Source organism: Sphingomonas sp. Leaf25 (assembly GCF_001421635.1).
GTDB lineage: Bacteria > Pseudomonadota > Alphaproteobacteria > Sphingomonadales > Sphingomonadaceae > Sphingomonas.
In genome coordinates this window covers 142373-155982 of sequence record NZ_LMKU01000023.1, presented here as the reverse complement: position 1 = coordinate 155982, position 13610 = coordinate 142373, and the positions used below count along the sequence as shown (strand labels likewise).

Below are 13610 nucleotides of genomic sequence, written 5' to 3'. Positions count from 1 at the left end.
CGGCCGGTTGTGGAGCGCGTACGTTCACTCTCGGGCCAACCCACCCCCGGCCCCTCCCTGTCAGGGAGGGGAGATGCCAGGGCTCGCTGTCCGACCGCATCTCGATCGGTCCCGGGCGTCCTTCGTCCGGCACGACCTGACGTCTGATTTCCTCTACACCTACCCGTCGCCCCAGCGAAGGCTGGGGCCTCAAGCGGCTCCTGCCGCGCATCCGCGCCGGGAATACGTCCGTCCCCCGCTTCGCCACGCCTTGCCCGGCGCGCCGTTCGGCCAGACCAAAAGCCACGCCACGGGCAAAGCCCGTGTCGTCGGACGGCGCTGCCAGCGCCGCCGGCCGCGCGCGCCTCGTGCGGCGCGGTGCTGCTGCGCTGCACCTTGCCCGGCGCGCGCTACGCCTTGCTCAGCGCCTCGACCCCTCGCTCCAACCCCCGCAGCTCCGCCAGCCCGCGCAACCGCCCGATCGCGGTATAGCCCGGATTGCTCCCCGACTTGCCGAGATCGTCGAGCATCTGGTGGCCATGGTCCGGCCGCATCGGAATCGACCGGCCTTCCGCCACCGACAGCCGGTGAACCGCCTGCACCACCGCGACCATGTCGACCTGTCCGTCGAGATGCTCCGCCTCGTGGAACGCGCCCGGCGCGTCCGCCGCGACGTTGCGCAGATGGAGGAAGCCGATCCGCGACCCGAACCGCTCGACCATCGCCGGCAGGTCGTTGTCGGGGCGCACGCCGAGCGATCCGGTACACAGGCACAGCCCATTCGACGCATTGGGCACGGCGGTGAAGAGGCGGTCGAGATCGGCGGCGGTGCTTACCACCCGGGGCAGGCCGAACAGCGGCATCGGCGGATCGTCGGGATGCACCACCAGTTGCACGCCAAGCGCATCGGCATGCGGACACACGTCGCGCAGGAACGCCACATGATGGTCCGCCAGCCGCCCGGCATCGATCCCGGCATAGGCCGACAGCGCCTGCGCGAAATCGGCGGTGGTGAACCCTTCCTCGCTGCCCGGCAGCCCGGCGATGATCGTGCGCTCCAGCGCCGTCCGCTCGCCCTCGTCCATGGCCGCGAACCGCGCCGCCGCGCGCTCCAGCGTCGCCGCGTCATACGCCGCCTCCGCGCCGGCGCGCCGGAGCATATGCACGTCATAGGCCGCGACCGCATCCAGCTCGAAGCGCAGCGCCTTCGCCCCCGTCGGCAGTTCCCAGCCGAGGTCGGTCCGCGTCCAGTCGAGCACCGGCATGAAATTATAGGTGATGACGCGGATGCCGCATTCGGCAAGATTGGTCAGGCTCTCGCGATACGCCGCGACATGCGCGTCGCGTTCGGGGCCGGCGGTCTTGATCGCCTCCGACACCGGCAGGCTCTCGACGACGTCCCACGTCATCCCCGCCGCCTCGATCAGCGCCTGACGTTCGCGGATCGCCTCGACCGGCCAGACCTCGCCGTTGGGGATCGCGTGCAGCGCGCTCACCACGCCGCTGCACCCCGCCTGTCGAATGTCCCGAAGCGACACGGGATCGGACGGACCGAACCACCGCATCGTCTGTCGCATGCGCATCACCCACTCCTGTCATACCAATCTGGTTATTGGCCTGACCTAAGCGATGTGGCCGGAGTCGTCGAGCCGGAATTGACATCGTCGATCGTTCGGTTAGCCCCGTGGCATGAACGACGCGGGCAATTACCGACTCTATGTGAAAGTCTCGGCCGACATCGCACGGCAGATCACCGAGGGCGACTATGCCATCGGCGCGCGCCTGCCGCCCGAACGGGTGCTGGCGCAGACCTATGGCGTGTCGCGCCCGACGGTGCGCGAGGCGATCATCGCGTTGGAAGTCGACGGGATGGTCGAGGTGCGGATGGGATCGGGCGTCTATGTCGTCGCCGCGGTGCCGCGCGGCGGCATCGCCGCCTATCCCGACATGGGCCCGTTCGAGGTGCTGGAGGCACGGCGCGCGGTGGAGGGCGAGGTGGCGACGATCGCCGCCGGCCGCATCACCCCCGACGCGCTCGCCGAACTGGATGGGTTGCTGGCCGAAATGGCGGCGGCCGAGGATTATCAGGTGAGCGAACGCGCCGACCGCGATTTCCACCTCGCGATCGCGCGGGCGACCGGCAACAGCGGCTTCGTCGCGGTGATCGACATGCTGTGGCAGGCGCGCAACCGCTCGCCGCAATATCTGCTGATGAGCGAAAAGGCGCACGCTGCCGGCGTCTTTCCGCGCCACGACGAACATGTCGCCATTCTCGACGCGCTGCGGTCGGGCGACGGCGCACGCGCCGGCCAGGCGATGCGCGGCCACATCACCCGCGTCCTCGAATCGTTCATGCACGCGACCGAAATCAACGAGGTCGAACGCATGCGCCAACGCTTCGCCCGCGAACGCGAACGCTTCCTCTCGACGCGCTAGGCTTTTTCGTCCCCCGCCAACGCCCGGCGCAGCGCCTGCACCTCGGCGGTCAGCGCGGCGACGCCGGCCTCGTCCAGCCCGCTGCGCGCGAACGCCACCTGCGCCAGACAATGGCTGTCGCCCCGCATCGCCCGGCCGGCATCGGTCAGCCGGACCAGCACCTGCCGCTCGTCCTGCGCGGCGCGTTCGCGCGTCACCAGCCCGGCGGCGGCCAGCCGCTTGACCAGCGGCGTGACCGTGCTCGACTCAAGCGCCAGCCGCTCCGCGATCGCGCCGATCGTCCGCCCGTCCACCTCCCACAGCGCATGGAGCACGAGATATTGCGGATAGGTGATGCCCAGCCGGTCGAGCAGCGGCTTGTACACCCGGGTCATCGCCATCGACGCGCCATAAAGCGCGAAGCAAAGCTGCCGGTCGAGCGGGATCGAAGCGTCCATTACCCTACCCTACACCCTTGGCGGAGTGTCCCCAAGCTTCGCGCTGGACATTATGCCGCACCGATATATATCGCGATATAGATTATCGCGAAAGGAACCAGCATGAGCGTCGATGTCAAATACCGCACCACCGCCACCGCCACCGGCGGCCGCGAAGGCACCGCCGCCAGCGAGGACGGCCGGTTCACCGCCAAGCTGTCCACGCCGCGCGAACTGGGCGGCGCGGGTGGCGACGGCACCAACCCCGAACAATTGTTCGCGGCGGGCTATTCGGCCTGTTTCATCGGCGCGCTGAAGGTCGCCGGACAGCAGTTGAAGCTGAAGGTGCCCGACAATACCCAGGTGACGGCGACGGTCGGCATCGGTCCGCAGGCGGCGGGCGGCTTCGGCATCACCGCCGATCTTCGGGTGGCGCTCCCCGGCCTCGACCCCGCCGATGCGCAGCGGCTGGTTGATACCGCGCACACCATCTGCCCCTATTCGAACGCGACGCGCGGCAATGTCGACGTCGGCCTCACCCTCGCCTGATACGGAAGCGGACGGAGCGGTTGCGCATGGTTGGACGCGCGCGACCGCTCCCCATATCGGGCCGGTTGTTCTCCCACGGAGTCCCCATGACCGACTATCGCAAGACCGACGCGGCGATCGCCCGCCTGACCCCCGAACAATTTTACGTGACGCAGCAAAGCGGCACCGAACGCCCCGGCACCGGCGAATATCTGAACGAGAAGCGCGCCGGCATCTATGTCGACATCGTCTCGGGCGAGCCGCTGTTCGCGTCGGCCGACAAGTTCGATTCGCATTGCGGTTGGCCGAGCTTCACCAAGCCGATCGAGCCGGCCAACGTCGCCGAACTGCGCGACGTGACCCACGGCATGGTCCGCACCGAAGTCCGCTCGGCGGGCGGCGACAGCCATCTCGGCCATGTCTTCCCCGACGGTCCGCGCGACCGGGGGGGCCTGCGCTACTGCATCAACTCGGCGGCACTGCGCTTCGTGCCGCGCGACGCGATGGAGGCCGAGGGCTATGGCGCCTATCTCGATCAGGTCGAATAGCGCCGATCACCGCCGCCGGGCGAACTGCGCCCCGGCGGCGGTCAGCAATCCGAAGATCAGGTGATTGGCACCGTGCAGGCCGATCGTGCTCCTGCCCGCGCGCCATTCGGGTTGCTTGACGCCGAGCAGCGGCCCGACGATCCAGTGCATCGCGCCATAGAATGCCAGCCCGAACCCGACGCCCGACGGGATGACCGCCACATCGTCGCGCGTGATCGCGACATAGGTCGCGGCGGCAGCGGCCGACAGCAACAAATGCCCGCCCTGCACCACCGCCTGCTCGCCGGCCGAGGGCAGCCGGTCGGCCGGCGGTGTCTCCAGTCCCAGCTTCTCCGCCGCCTTGCGCTCCAACACCGCCAGTTCGGACGGCTTGCCGCTCCTGCGCTCGCCCGCGATCAGCAACGCGGTGATGCCGAGGCCCGCCAGCACGCCGCCTGCGACCGCGCCCGCCATCCGACTGCTATCCATCGCCCATATCCTCGCCTCTGTCCTGCCGGTACAACCGGCACCGCCGGTGATGGTTGCCGCCGGCCCCATGCGAACATATATTGAACAGATGGCGCAACTCGACACTCGCGAGAAACTGGCGATCCTGGCGGATGCCGCCAAATATGATGCGTCGTGCGCATCGTCCGGCACCGCCAAACGCAACTCGCGCGACGGCAAGGGGCTGGGCTCGACCGAAGGCATGGGCATCTGCCACGCCTATGCCCCCGACGGCCGCTGCATCTCGCTGCTCAAGATCCTGCTGACCAATAGCTGCATCTTCGACTGCCATTACTGCATCAACCGCAAATCCTCGAACGTCCGCCGCGCGCGCTTCACCGCGCAGGAGGTCGTCGCGCTGACGCTCAGCTTCTATCGCCGTAATTATATCGAGGGGCTGTTCCTCTCCTCGGGGATCATCGGGTCGTCGAACTACACGATGGAACAGATGGTCGAGGTCGCGCGGTCGCTGCGCGAGGATCACGACTTTCGCGGCTATATCCACCTCAAGACGATCCCCGACGCTGATCCCGAACTGGTGCGCCTCGCCGGGGTCCATGCCGATCGCGTGTCGATCAACGTCGAACTGCCGACCGTCGGCGGCCTCAAGCGCCTCGCGCCCGAGAAATCTAGCGAACGGATCGAAGGCGCGATGAAGGACGTCGCCCATGCTATCACCGACGGTCAGGATGCGCGCAAACGCTACAAGTCGGCCCCCAAATTCGCCCCCGCCGGGCAATCGACGCAGATGATCGTTGGCGCCGATGCCGCGACCGACCGCGACATCGTGACCAAGGCATCGACGCTGTACGACCGTTATGCCCTGCGCCGAGTCTATTATTCGGCGTTCAGCCCGATCCCGCAGGCGTCCGCCGTCCTGCCGCTGCAACGCCCGCCGCTGATGCGCGAACACCGGTTGTACCAATCCGACTGGCTGATGCGCTTCTACGACTATCGCCCGGACGAGGTCAGCGCCGCCGCCGACGACGCCACCGGCATGCTGCCGCTCGACATCGATCCCAAGCTCGCTTGGGCGCTGAAATTCCGCGACCGCTTCCCGGTAGACGTCAACCGCGCGCCGCGCGAGATGCTGCTGCGCGTGCCGGGGCTGGGGGTGAAAGCGGTGGGCTCGATCCTGTCGGCGCGGCGCTGGCGGCAACTGACGCTGGCCGATGTCGGCCGGCTGACCGTCTCGGTCACGAAGCTGCGGCCGTTCATCATCGCCAGCGACTGGCGCCCGGTGGTTCTGTCCGACCGCGCCGAACTGCGCCCGGTCGTGGCGCCGAAACGCGAGCAGCTCGAACTGTTTGCGGCGTAAGGTAATTCGTCATTCCCGCGCAGGCGGGAATCCATAGACGCCGACGTTGCGACCCTTGCATCGAACAGCGTGTATGGGTTCCCGCCTTCGCGGGAACGACGAATGGATCGCATGTTCCCGTCGTCTCGACGTCCGCCGCAATAGCGGCCCTCCCCCTGCAAATCCCTCGCAAGAGAAACCTCCGCCCGCCCCCGCCGTTGCCCTGTCTTCCCTCGCCGACAAGGACCCCGCCATGGCCGACGCCCGCATCTACGCCGATCTGAAGGCCGACCACGATCGCCACCGCGACCTGCTGCGGCGGATCGACTCCGCTTCGGGCGACGATCGCGGCGAGTTGTTCGAATCGTTCCGCATCGAAGTGACCGCCCACGCCGCCGCCGAGGAGGAAGCGCTCTACGCCACGATGCTCGCCAACCCCGACCTGCGCGACGAAGCGCGCCATTCGGTGTCCGAGCATAAGGAGATCGACGACTATCTGGGCGAGATCGCGAAACTCGATCCGGCGAGCAACGAATGGAACGAGCGCTTCGCCGAGATGCGCCATCGCTACGAACACCATATCGACGAGGAGGAGGAAGAGATGTTCCCCGCCGCGGCGCAAGAACTGAGCGATGCCGAGGAAGCCCGCATCGCCCGGGTGTTCGAGGATCGCAAGCCGATTGAGGCGGAACTGGCCAAGGCGGGCGAAGCGGGCGACGACCGCGACTGATGCGAGTCGCGGCGCTCGCCAGCGCGGATGATTTCGACGGGTGGCGCGACGCCGCCCGTCGCCTGATCGCCGAACGGGTGCCGCCGCACGACGTCGTCTGGCAGGTCGGCGACCTTCCCACCGACCTGTTCGGTGACGAGGCGATCACCGCCGACCCTGCCCCGTTCCGCGTGCCGCGCGCCTTCATCGATCTGGCGAGGACCGCGATCCTCCATGCCGCGCCCGAACGCTTCGCGCTGCTCTATGCGATGCTCGTTCGCCTCGTCGCCGAACCGCGCCTGATCGACGACCGCGCCGACCCGGCGATGCGCCGGCTGGAGGAAATGGCCAAGGCGGTCCGCCGCGACATCCACAAGATGCGCGCCTTCCTGCGCTTCCGCGAGATCGCCGACGATACCGGCCCGCGCTTCGTCGCATGGTTCGAACCCGAACATCATATCGTCCGCCGCAATGCGCGCTTCTTCGTCGATCGGTTCGCGGTGATGCACTGGTCGATCCTGACCCCCGAACTGTCGCTGCACTGGGACGGCAAGGCGCTCGCCGAAGGGCCGGGCGCGACCAGGGCCGACGCCCCCGACGGCGATCCGGTCGAGGAGGTGTGGAAGACCTATTACGCATCGATCTTCAATCCCGCCCGGCTGAAGAAGGGCGCGATGCTCAAGGAGATGCCGCGCAAATACTGGAAGAACATGCCCGAAACCGCGCTCGTCCCGGCGCTGATCGCGGGCGCACAGGCAAGGGAGGCCGCGATGATCGAGACTGCCCGCACCGCGCCGCAGGGCAACGTGTTGCCCGCATGGGAAGCCTTGCGCGACGAAGCCACCGCCTGCACCCGCTGCCCGTTATGGAAACCCGCAACGCAGACGGTGTTCGGCGAAGGCCCGGTCGATGCGGAGCTGATGATCGTCGGCGAACAGCCGGGCGATCAGGAGGACCTTGCCGGCCACCCCTTCGTCGGCCCCGCCGGGCAGTTGTTCGACCGGGCGATGGCGGCGGCGGGGCTCGACCGCTCGCGCGTCTACCTCACCAACGCGGTCAAGCATTTCAAGTTCGAGGCGCGGGGCAAACGCCGCATCCACGCCAAGCCCGGCGTGGGCGAGATCGACGCCTGCCGCTGGTGGATCGAACAGGAGCGCGCGATCGTCCGCCCGAAAATGACGATCGCGATGGGCGCGACCGCCGCCCGCTCGCTCACCGGCAAGGCGGTGACGATCGGCCGCGAACGCAGCCGCCCGATCACGCTGGCCGACGGCGGCACCGGCTGGATCACTGTCCACCCCAGCTACCTGCTACGCCTGCCCGACCCGGCCGCCGCCGAAATCGAATTCGGCAAGTTCGTCGAGGATCTGCGGAGCGCGGCGGCGGCGGTCTAAAGCCCCAACGCCTTGCGGATAAACAGGTCCGACCGCGACAGCATATCCGCGCGCACGTTGTCGTCGCGCAACTGGTGGTCGAGCTTGGGCAGTTCGACATAGTCGACCGGCTTGCCCGCCGCGCGCAGCCGCGCCGCCATCAGCCGCGACTCACCGACGCCGACATTGTCGTCGCGGTCGCCGTGGAACATCAGCACCGGTGCGCGGATCGCGGCGATGTTCTGCGCGGGCGATCCGGCGCGGACATGCGGCCCCCGCCCGATGAACGCATCGACCTGCGGATAATCCACGAAGTTGCGGTGTTCGCCGCGCAGCGTCTCCAGATCGGTGACGGGCGCGATCGCGACGATCGCCTTGAACAGGTCGGGGTCGAGCACTGGCGACTGCAACGCCGCATAGCCGCCATAGGACCAGCCGACGACCGCCAGCCTGTCCTTCGCCGCGATCCCCTGCGCCGCCAGCCAGCGTCCGCCATCGTTCACGTCGCCGACCGCCGTCGCCCACGACTGGAACCCGTTCTTCTGGAACCACGCATCGCCATAGCCGGTCGATCCGCGGAAATTGGGCTGCAGCACCGCATAGCCGCGCTGCGCGAAATATTGCGCCAGCCAGTCGAAACCCCATTCGTCGCGCGCACCCGGCCCGCCATGCGGCATGACGATCGCGGGCAGTCCCTTGCCGTCGCTGCCCGGCGGCAGCGTCAGATAGCCCGGGATCATCGTCCCGTCCTTCGCCGGATAGGTGACGGCGCGCACCGGGGCCAGCGTGACGGCGGCGAGTTCGGGGCGCAGCGGAAGCAGTTCGCTCAGCTTGCGGCTATCCTTGTCGTACAGATAATAGCGCCCCGGATCGACATCGGACCCGGCGAACAGCACCAGCTTGCGCTCGTCCGCACTCGCATCGACGAAGCTGACGAGCGGCAGGTTCGGCAACGCCCTTGCCAGCGACGCGCCCAGCTTCTTGAGGTCGGGATCGAAGAACACCGTCTGCCGCCGGTCGGTCGCATAGCTGACCCCGACGACGCGGTTCTGGCGGCCGATGCGGACCAGCCCGTCGACGTCGACCTGTGGGTCGGCATGGACCAGCTCGCGCTGCATCGATCCGTCGAGCTTGATGCGGAACAGCGCCTGGCGCCCCTGATGCTGGTCGAACCCATAGACGACGTTCAGGTCGCGATCGACCGCATAGGGGTTGAACCCGCTCGACGCGCTGCCGTTCAGCATCAACGTCGACAGCGGCAACCATTCGCGGCTGTTCGGCTTGCGATAGGAATAGACGATGCGGTCGGCGTTGTAGCCGCTGCTGCCCTGCGGCTGGATACCCGTCACCCGCACCACGCCGTGCCCGTCGGTGATGAACTCGCCCGATTCGGCGCGCGGTTGCTCGACGGTGGTACGCTTCAGGGTGATAGTATTGACTCGCTCGACTGCAAGGCCCGATCGCGATTCGGCCAGATGCGTGCCCGTCGAGGCTTCGGGCACGATCAGCCGGGTCATCAGCACATTGCCGCCGGCGGCGTCGCCACTGCCGTCCGCCAGCCAGTCGATCACGGTGCCGCCGTTCTGCATCAACCCCAGCGCACTGGTGCTGCTGCGCGCGCTCAGCAGTTTCATGTTGCCGCCATCGGCATCGATCGCGACCATCCGCGTGAACATCAGCGCGCCGGTGCCGGTTTCGGACCGCAGGACGATGGTACACACCAGCCGCCGCACCGCCGACCAGTGGCATCCGCCGATCCGGTCGGTGTCGCCATCGCTGCTCAGGATCGATCTCTGGGTGTCGCCGCCGATATCGAACACGGTGACGACCTGCCCGCGCGTCCCGTTCGCCATCACCATCGCCACCCGCGCGCCGTCGGGTGACAGCGCGACATCGCTGATCCGCTCGCGCGCGCCGAATGCCTTGGCCGGATCGATCGGCGCTGTGCCCTGCGCGCCGCCCGTGACCGGCATTCCCACGACGATCAGCGCCAGCGCCAACGACAGTTTCGGCTTCATCGATACCCCCCTCTTCCCGCCGCCGACCCTATCGGGCGGTCGCACGGGTGCCAAGGCGGGTTCAGCGCGCGCGCGGCGACAAACTGCGACAGTTTCCCGCTGGACGAACCGCCGCGATACACATATCGTTTATCGATGCTCCGTCGATCCGTCCTGCTTGGTCCGGCATTGCTGGCAACCGCCTGTACCACCGGCCCCGCCTATCGCGCGCCGGTCGATGCCACGCTGGGCGTGCCCCCCGCCTTTTCGGTGCCGACCGCCGCTGCGCCGCGCACCGACCTGACGCGCTGGTGGCAGCGGTTCGACGATCCGCTGCTGGTGCGGCTGGTCGATTCGGCCGCCGCGACCAACCTCGACGTGGCGCAGGCCGTCGCCCGGCTGGCGCAGGCGCGCGAGCAACTGGCGGTCAGCCGGTCGTCGCTGTTCCCGCAACTCTCCGCCTCGGGCAGCTATTCGCGGCTGGAGGTGCTGCGCGGCGGCGGCGGCACCACCACCCTGCCCGACGGCACCATCGTCCAGCGCAACATCGGCGCGTCGAACAGTTTCTCGGTCGGCGCCGACGCCAGCTACCAGACCGACCTGTTCGGCGGCATCCGCAGCGGCATCGCCGCCTCGCGCGCGCAACTCGAAGCGACGCGCTACGACTATGCGACCGTCCTGCTGTCGGTACAGTCGGAGATCGCGCGCAATTACCTGACCGCGCGGCTGGCGCAGGCGCAGCTCGCCAACGCCCGCGCCTCGATCGCACTGCAGGACGACAATCTGGAGATCGCCGGCTTCCGCGTGCAGGCCGGGCTCGTCTCCTCGCTCGATGTCGAACAGGCGCGCACCGCCCGCGCGCAGACCGCCGCGCAATTGCCGACGATCGAGGCGAGCTATGCCGCCGCTGTCGCGCGACTGGGCGTGCTGACCGGGCAGGCCCCCGGCGCGCTGCGGGCGCAACTGGGTCAGCCCGCCGCGATTCCCGTGGGCGACGTGCGGATCGGCACCGGCATCCCCGCCGATACGCTGCGGCTGCGCCCCGACGTGCTGGCCGCCGAGCGCAACCTCGCCGCCGCCGTCGCGCAGATCGGCGTGGCGACCGCGCAGCTCTATCCCGCGCTCAACTTGGGCGGATCGATCGACACCAACGCCACCTCGTTCGGCGCGCTGACCGACATCATCAACGGCCGCCTGTTCAGCTCGATCGCGCAGACGATCTTCGACGGCGGGCGGCTGCGCGCGCAGGTGCGCGGGCAACGCGCCGCCGCCGATGCCGCCTTCGCCGCCTATAAACAGACGGTGCTGACCGCGCTGGAGGATGTCGAGAACGCGATCATCTCGCTCGACACCGCGACGCGCCGTGAGCACGAGTTCACCGTCGCCGCCGACGCCGCGCGCAACTTCGCGCTGCTGTCGCGGCTGCAATATCGCTCCGGCCTCACCGATTTCACCACGCTCAACCAGGCCGAAGCCTCGCTGCTGTCGGCGCAGAACGGCGTGGTGCAGGCGCGCGCCGACCGGGCAAGCGCGCTCGTCCAGCTCATGACCGCCTTGGGCGGCGGATGGAGCGACGCCGCCATCCCCGACCCCGCAGCACTTCCCACCCCCGACCGCGCCCAATATACCGAGGACCGCTGATGGCCGAGCCGACGCAACCCGATCTCGACCAGTTCCTGCGCGTAAAGCCGCAGCCGCGCTGGCGCAAATGGCTGAAATGGGCGCTGATCGCGCTGGGCGTCGTGCTGCTCGGCCTCGCGGTGCGCAGTTGCGTGAAGGGCGGCGACGCGCCGCAATATGTGTCGCAGGCGGTCGAACAGGCCCCGCTCACCGTCACCGTCTCCGCGACCGGCAAGCTCGCCCCGACCAACCAGGTCGAGGTCGGATCGCAATTGTCCGGCCTCGTCACGCAGGTCGTGGCCGACGTCAACGACCGGGTCATCAAGGGCCAGCCGCTGGCACTGATCGATCCCGAACAGTTGGACGACGCGATCCGCCAGGGGCAGGCACAGGTCAACGCCAACCGCGCGCAGGTCGCGACCGCCGAAGCGACGCTCAACGAGGCGCGCGCCCAGTTGCAACGGCTGGAGGACGTCCGCCGCCTGTCGGGCGGGCGCGTCCCCTCGGCCACCGAACTCCAGACGCAGCAGGCCGCCGTCCAGCGCGCGGTCGCCGGCGTGCGGCAGGCACAGGCTAACGTCGAGGCGTCGCGCGCCCAGCTCAATTCGAGCCAGACGCAGCGCTACCGCGCGATCATCCGCTCGCCGGTCAACGGCGTGGTGCTGGCGCGGCAGGTCGAACCGGGCCAGACCGTCGCCGCCTCGTTCAACACGCCGACGCTGTTCGTCATCGCCGAGGATCTTCGCGGCATGAAGCTGGAGGTCGCGATCGACGAGGCCGACGTGGGGCAGGTCCAGAACGGCCAGCGCGCCGACTTCACCGTCGACGCCTTTCCCGGCGAGACCTTCCCGGCGCGGATCACGCGGGTCGATCTGGGCTCCAACCTCTCGGCACAGACCGCGTCGTCGACCACCAGCACGGCGACGACCACCGGGCAGGTCGTGTCCTATGCCGCGACGCTCTCGGTCGCGAACCCGGACCTGAAACTGCGCCCCGGCATGACCGCCACCGCCGAGATCGTGACACTGGAGCGCCCGCGCGCGCTGCTCATCCCCAACGCCGCGCTGCGCTTCCGCCCGAGTGACGCTGACGCTTCGGCGAGCGGCGGCGGTTTGGCCAGCGCCTTCGGCCCCCCGCGCCGTCGTCGCGGCGGTGGCGCGGGCAAGGCGGCGACGATCGGTCGCGGCTCGCAGCAGACGGTCTATATCGTCGGGCAGGACGGCAAGCCGCAACCGGTGCAGATCACCACCGGCAACAGCAACGGCGCGATGACCGAAGTCACCGGCGGCGGCCTCAAGCCCGGCATGAAGGTCATCACCGCGCAACTCGCCGACGAGAACAGCAAGGCCGGCAGCGCCAAGGGTGGCGCGTCGAAGGGCGGCGGGGCTCCGCGTGGCTGACGTGCCCCTCATCCAGCTTCGTGGCGTCACCAAAAGCTACGGCGCGGGCGCGACCCAGTTTCAGGCGCTCAAAGGAGTCGACCTCGACATCGCGGCGGGGGATTTCGTCGCGGTGATGGGGCCGTCGGGGTCGGGCAAGTCGACCACGATGAACATCCTCGGTTGTCTCGACGTGCCGAGTAGCGGCACCTTCCTGTTCCGCGGCCACCACGTCGAACGCCTCGACCGCGACCAGCGCGCGCTGCTGCGGCGCAACTATCTCGGTTTCGTGTTTCAGGGGTTCAATCTGCTCAGCCGCACCACCGCGCTGGAGAATGTCGAACTGCCTTTGCTCTATCGCGGCGATGCCAAGGCGGAGCGGCGGCGCGCGTCGATGGCCGCGCTCGAAAAGGTCGGGCTGGATCGCTGGTGGGACCATACCCCCGCCGAACTGTCGGGCGGCCAGCAGCAGCGCGTCGCGATCGCCCGCGCGATCGTCACCAACCCCGACGTGCTCTTGGCGGACGAGCCGACCGGCAACCTCGATTCCGAACGCTCGGTCGAAATCATGCACCTGCTGACCGACCTCAACCGCACCAGCGGCATCACCGTGCTGATGGTGACGCACGAAAGCGAGATGGCGGCGTTCGCGCGCACCGTGGTCCATTTCAAGGACGGGCTGGTCGAGCGGATCGAGGCGCAACATGCCCAGGGCGAGGCAGTGGAGGCGTAGGGTCTGTCCTGCGGAGATTGAAGCGTCGTGACGGAGCCGATTTTGATCCGGGGCAAGAAGCGAGGAGCGGAGCGATGCCATGGCATCGTGACCGACGAGCGACGCCGCT

The 13610-nt window shown here is 68.6% G+C and carries 13 protein-coding genes; 9 read left to right on the top strand and 4 right to left on the bottom strand.

What is annotated here, in order from left to right; genetic code table 11:
* Window positions 1–389: 389 nt before the first annotated feature.
* Window positions 390–1562 (bottom strand): mannonate dehydratase, encoded by a 1173-nt coding sequence (uxuA, locus tag ASE78_RS08595; RefSeq protein ID WP_200911017.1) that lies wholly within the window; start codon window positions 1560–1562, stop codon window positions 390–392.
* A gap of 106 nt (window positions 1563–1668) precedes the next feature.
* On the opposite strand from uxuA, the gene ASE78_RS08590 reads away from it, so the two are divergent.
* A complete protein-coding gene (locus ASE78_RS08590; protein WP_055761053.1) occupies window positions 1669–2415 on the top strand; it encodes a FadR/GntR family transcriptional regulator in 747 nt (248 codons plus the stop codon).
* On the opposite strand, the gene ASE78_RS08585 is transcribed toward ASE78_RS08590, so the two are convergent.
* Window positions 2412–2852, bottom strand: a complete 441-nt coding sequence (locus ASE78_RS08585; RefSeq protein WP_056495755.1) for a MarR family winged helix-turn-helix transcriptional regulator — start codon at window positions 2850–2852, stop codon at window positions 2412–2414. The genes ASE78_RS08590 and ASE78_RS08585 overlap by 4 nt on opposite strands.
* A 102-nt stretch (window positions 2853–2954) precedes the next feature.
* Between ASE78_RS08585 and ASE78_RS08580 the strand changes: the two genes are divergently transcribed.
* Together ASE78_RS08580 and msrB are read left to right on the top strand one after the other, a co-directional pair.
* On the top strand, window positions 2955–3380 hold the full coding sequence (locus ASE78_RS08580; protein WP_056495752.1) for an organic hydroperoxide resistance protein: 426 nt from the start codon (window positions 2955–2957) through the stop codon (window positions 3378–3380).
* 86 nt (window positions 3381–3466) lie between these two features.
* Window positions 3467–3907 carry a peptide-methionine (R)-S-oxide reductase MsrB gene (gene msrB / locus ASE78_RS08575; protein WP_055761064.1) on the top strand — a complete coding sequence of 147 codons (441 nt, stop codon included), beginning with the start codon at window positions 3467–3469 and terminating at the stop codon, window positions 3905–3907.
* Window positions 3908–3913: 6 nt separating this feature from the next.
* Here the strand turns inward: msrB and ASE78_RS08570 are convergent, their stop codons facing one another.
* Window positions 3914–4375: a hypothetical protein gene (locus ASE78_RS08570; protein WP_156349204.1), complete on the bottom strand. Its 462-nt coding sequence runs from the start codon at window positions 4373–4375 to the stop codon at window positions 3914–3916.
* An 88-nt stretch (window positions 4376–4463) separates the two neighbouring features.
* Here ASE78_RS08570 and ASE78_RS08565 point away from each other — a divergent pair, with 88 nt between their 5' ends.
* The 3 genes from ASE78_RS08565 to ASE78_RS08555 all read left to right on the top strand — a co-directional run bounded on the left by ASE78_RS08565 (window position 4464) and on the right by ASE78_RS08555 (window position 7793).
* Complete coding sequence (locus ASE78_RS08565) at window positions 4464–5711, top strand: putative DNA modification/repair radical SAM protein (RefSeq protein ID WP_056495749.1); 1248 nt, start codon at window positions 4464–4466, stop codon at window positions 5709–5711.
* A 232-nt stretch (window positions 5712–5943) separates the two neighbouring features.
* Window positions 5944–6420 carry a hemerythrin domain-containing protein gene (locus ASE78_RS08560; protein ID WP_056495747.1) on the top strand — a complete coding sequence of 159 codons (477 nt, stop codon included), beginning with the start codon at window positions 5944–5946 and terminating at the stop codon, window positions 6418–6420.
* Window positions 6420–7793 (top strand): UdgX family uracil-DNA binding protein, encoded by a 1374-nt coding sequence (locus tag ASE78_RS08555; RefSeq protein WP_056495744.1) that lies wholly within the window; start codon window positions 6420–6422, stop codon window positions 7791–7793. The genes ASE78_RS08560 and ASE78_RS08555 overlap by 1 nt, the downstream gene beginning before the upstream one ends.
* Here the strand turns inward: ASE78_RS08555 and ASE78_RS08550 are convergent.
* Window positions 7790–9790: an alpha/beta hydrolase family protein gene (locus tag ASE78_RS08550; protein ID WP_156351366.1), complete on the bottom strand. Its 2001-nt coding sequence runs from the start codon at window positions 9788–9790 to the stop codon at window positions 7790–7792. The genes ASE78_RS08555 and ASE78_RS08550 overlap by 4 nt on opposite strands.
* Before the next feature lie 135 nt (window positions 9791–9925).
* Here ASE78_RS08550 and ASE78_RS08545 point away from each other — a divergent pair, with 135 nt between their 5' ends.
* From ASE78_RS08545 to ASE78_RS08535, 3 genes are read left to right on the top strand one after another with little or no spacing between them, the layout of a single operon-like run.
* Entirely contained in the window at window positions 9926–11410 is a 1485-nt protein-coding gene (locus ASE78_RS08545; protein ID WP_056495741.1) for an efflux transporter outer membrane subunit, read from the top strand.
* On the top strand, window positions 11410–12789 hold the full coding sequence (locus ASE78_RS08540) for an efflux RND transporter periplasmic adaptor subunit (RefSeq protein ID WP_056495738.1): 1380 nt from the start codon (window positions 11410–11412) through the stop codon (window positions 12787–12789). The genes ASE78_RS08545 and ASE78_RS08540 overlap by 1 nt, the downstream gene beginning before the upstream one ends.
* Window positions 12782–13501 (top strand): ABC transporter ATP-binding protein, encoded by a 720-nt coding sequence (locus ASE78_RS08535; protein WP_056495736.1) that lies wholly within the window; start codon window positions 12782–12784, stop codon window positions 13499–13501. The genes ASE78_RS08540 and ASE78_RS08535 overlap by 8 nt, the downstream gene beginning before the upstream one ends.
* Window positions 13502–13610: the final 109 nt, after the last annotated feature.

Bases quoted from the DNA above. Each gene is read 5' to 3' on its own strand.
- ASE78_RS08590 (WP_055761053.1), top strand. From the start codon at position 1,669: ATGAACGACGCGGGCAATTACCGACTCTATGTGAAAGTCTCGGCCGAC.
- ASE78_RS08585 (WP_056495755.1), bottom strand. From the start codon at position 2,852: ATGGACGCTTCGATCCCGCTCGACCGGCAGCTTTGCTTCGCGCTTTAT.
- ASE78_RS08570 (WP_156349204.1), bottom strand. From the start codon at position 4,375: ATGGATAGCAGTCGGATGGCGGGCGCGGTCGCAGGCGGCGTGCTGGCG.
- ASE78_RS08560 (WP_056495747.1), top strand. From the start codon at position 5,944: ATGGCCGACGCCCGCATCTACGCCGATCTGAAGGCCGACCACGATCGC.
- ASE78_RS08545 (WP_056495741.1), top strand. From the start codon at position 9,926: ATGCTCCGTCGATCCGTCCTGCTTGGTCCGGCATTGCTGGCAACCGCC.
- ASE78_RS08540 (WP_056495738.1), top strand. From the start codon at position 11,410: ATGGCCGAGCCGACGCAACCCGATCTCGACCAGTTCCTGCGCGTAAAG.
- ASE78_RS08550 (WP_156351366.1), bottom strand. From the start codon at position 9,790: ATGAAGCCGAAACTGTCGTTGGCGCTGGCGCTGATCGTCGTGGGAATG.
- msrB (WP_055761064.1), top strand. From the start codon at position 3,467: ATGACCGACTATCGCAAGACCGACGCGGCGATCGCCCGCCTGACCCCC.
- ASE78_RS08580 (WP_056495752.1), top strand. From the start codon at position 2,955: ATGAGCGTCGATGTCAAATACCGCACCACCGCCACCGCCACCGGCGGC.
- ASE78_RS08565 (WP_056495749.1), top strand. From the start codon at position 4,464: ATGGCGCAACTCGACACTCGCGAGAAACTGGCGATCCTGGCGGATGCC.
- ASE78_RS08555 (WP_056495744.1), top strand. From the start codon at position 6,420: ATGCGAGTCGCGGCGCTCGCCAGCGCGGATGATTTCGACGGGTGGCGC.
- uxuA (WP_200911017.1), bottom strand. From the start codon at position 1,562: ATGCGCATGCGACAGACGATGCGGTGGTTCGGTCCGTCCGATCCCGTG.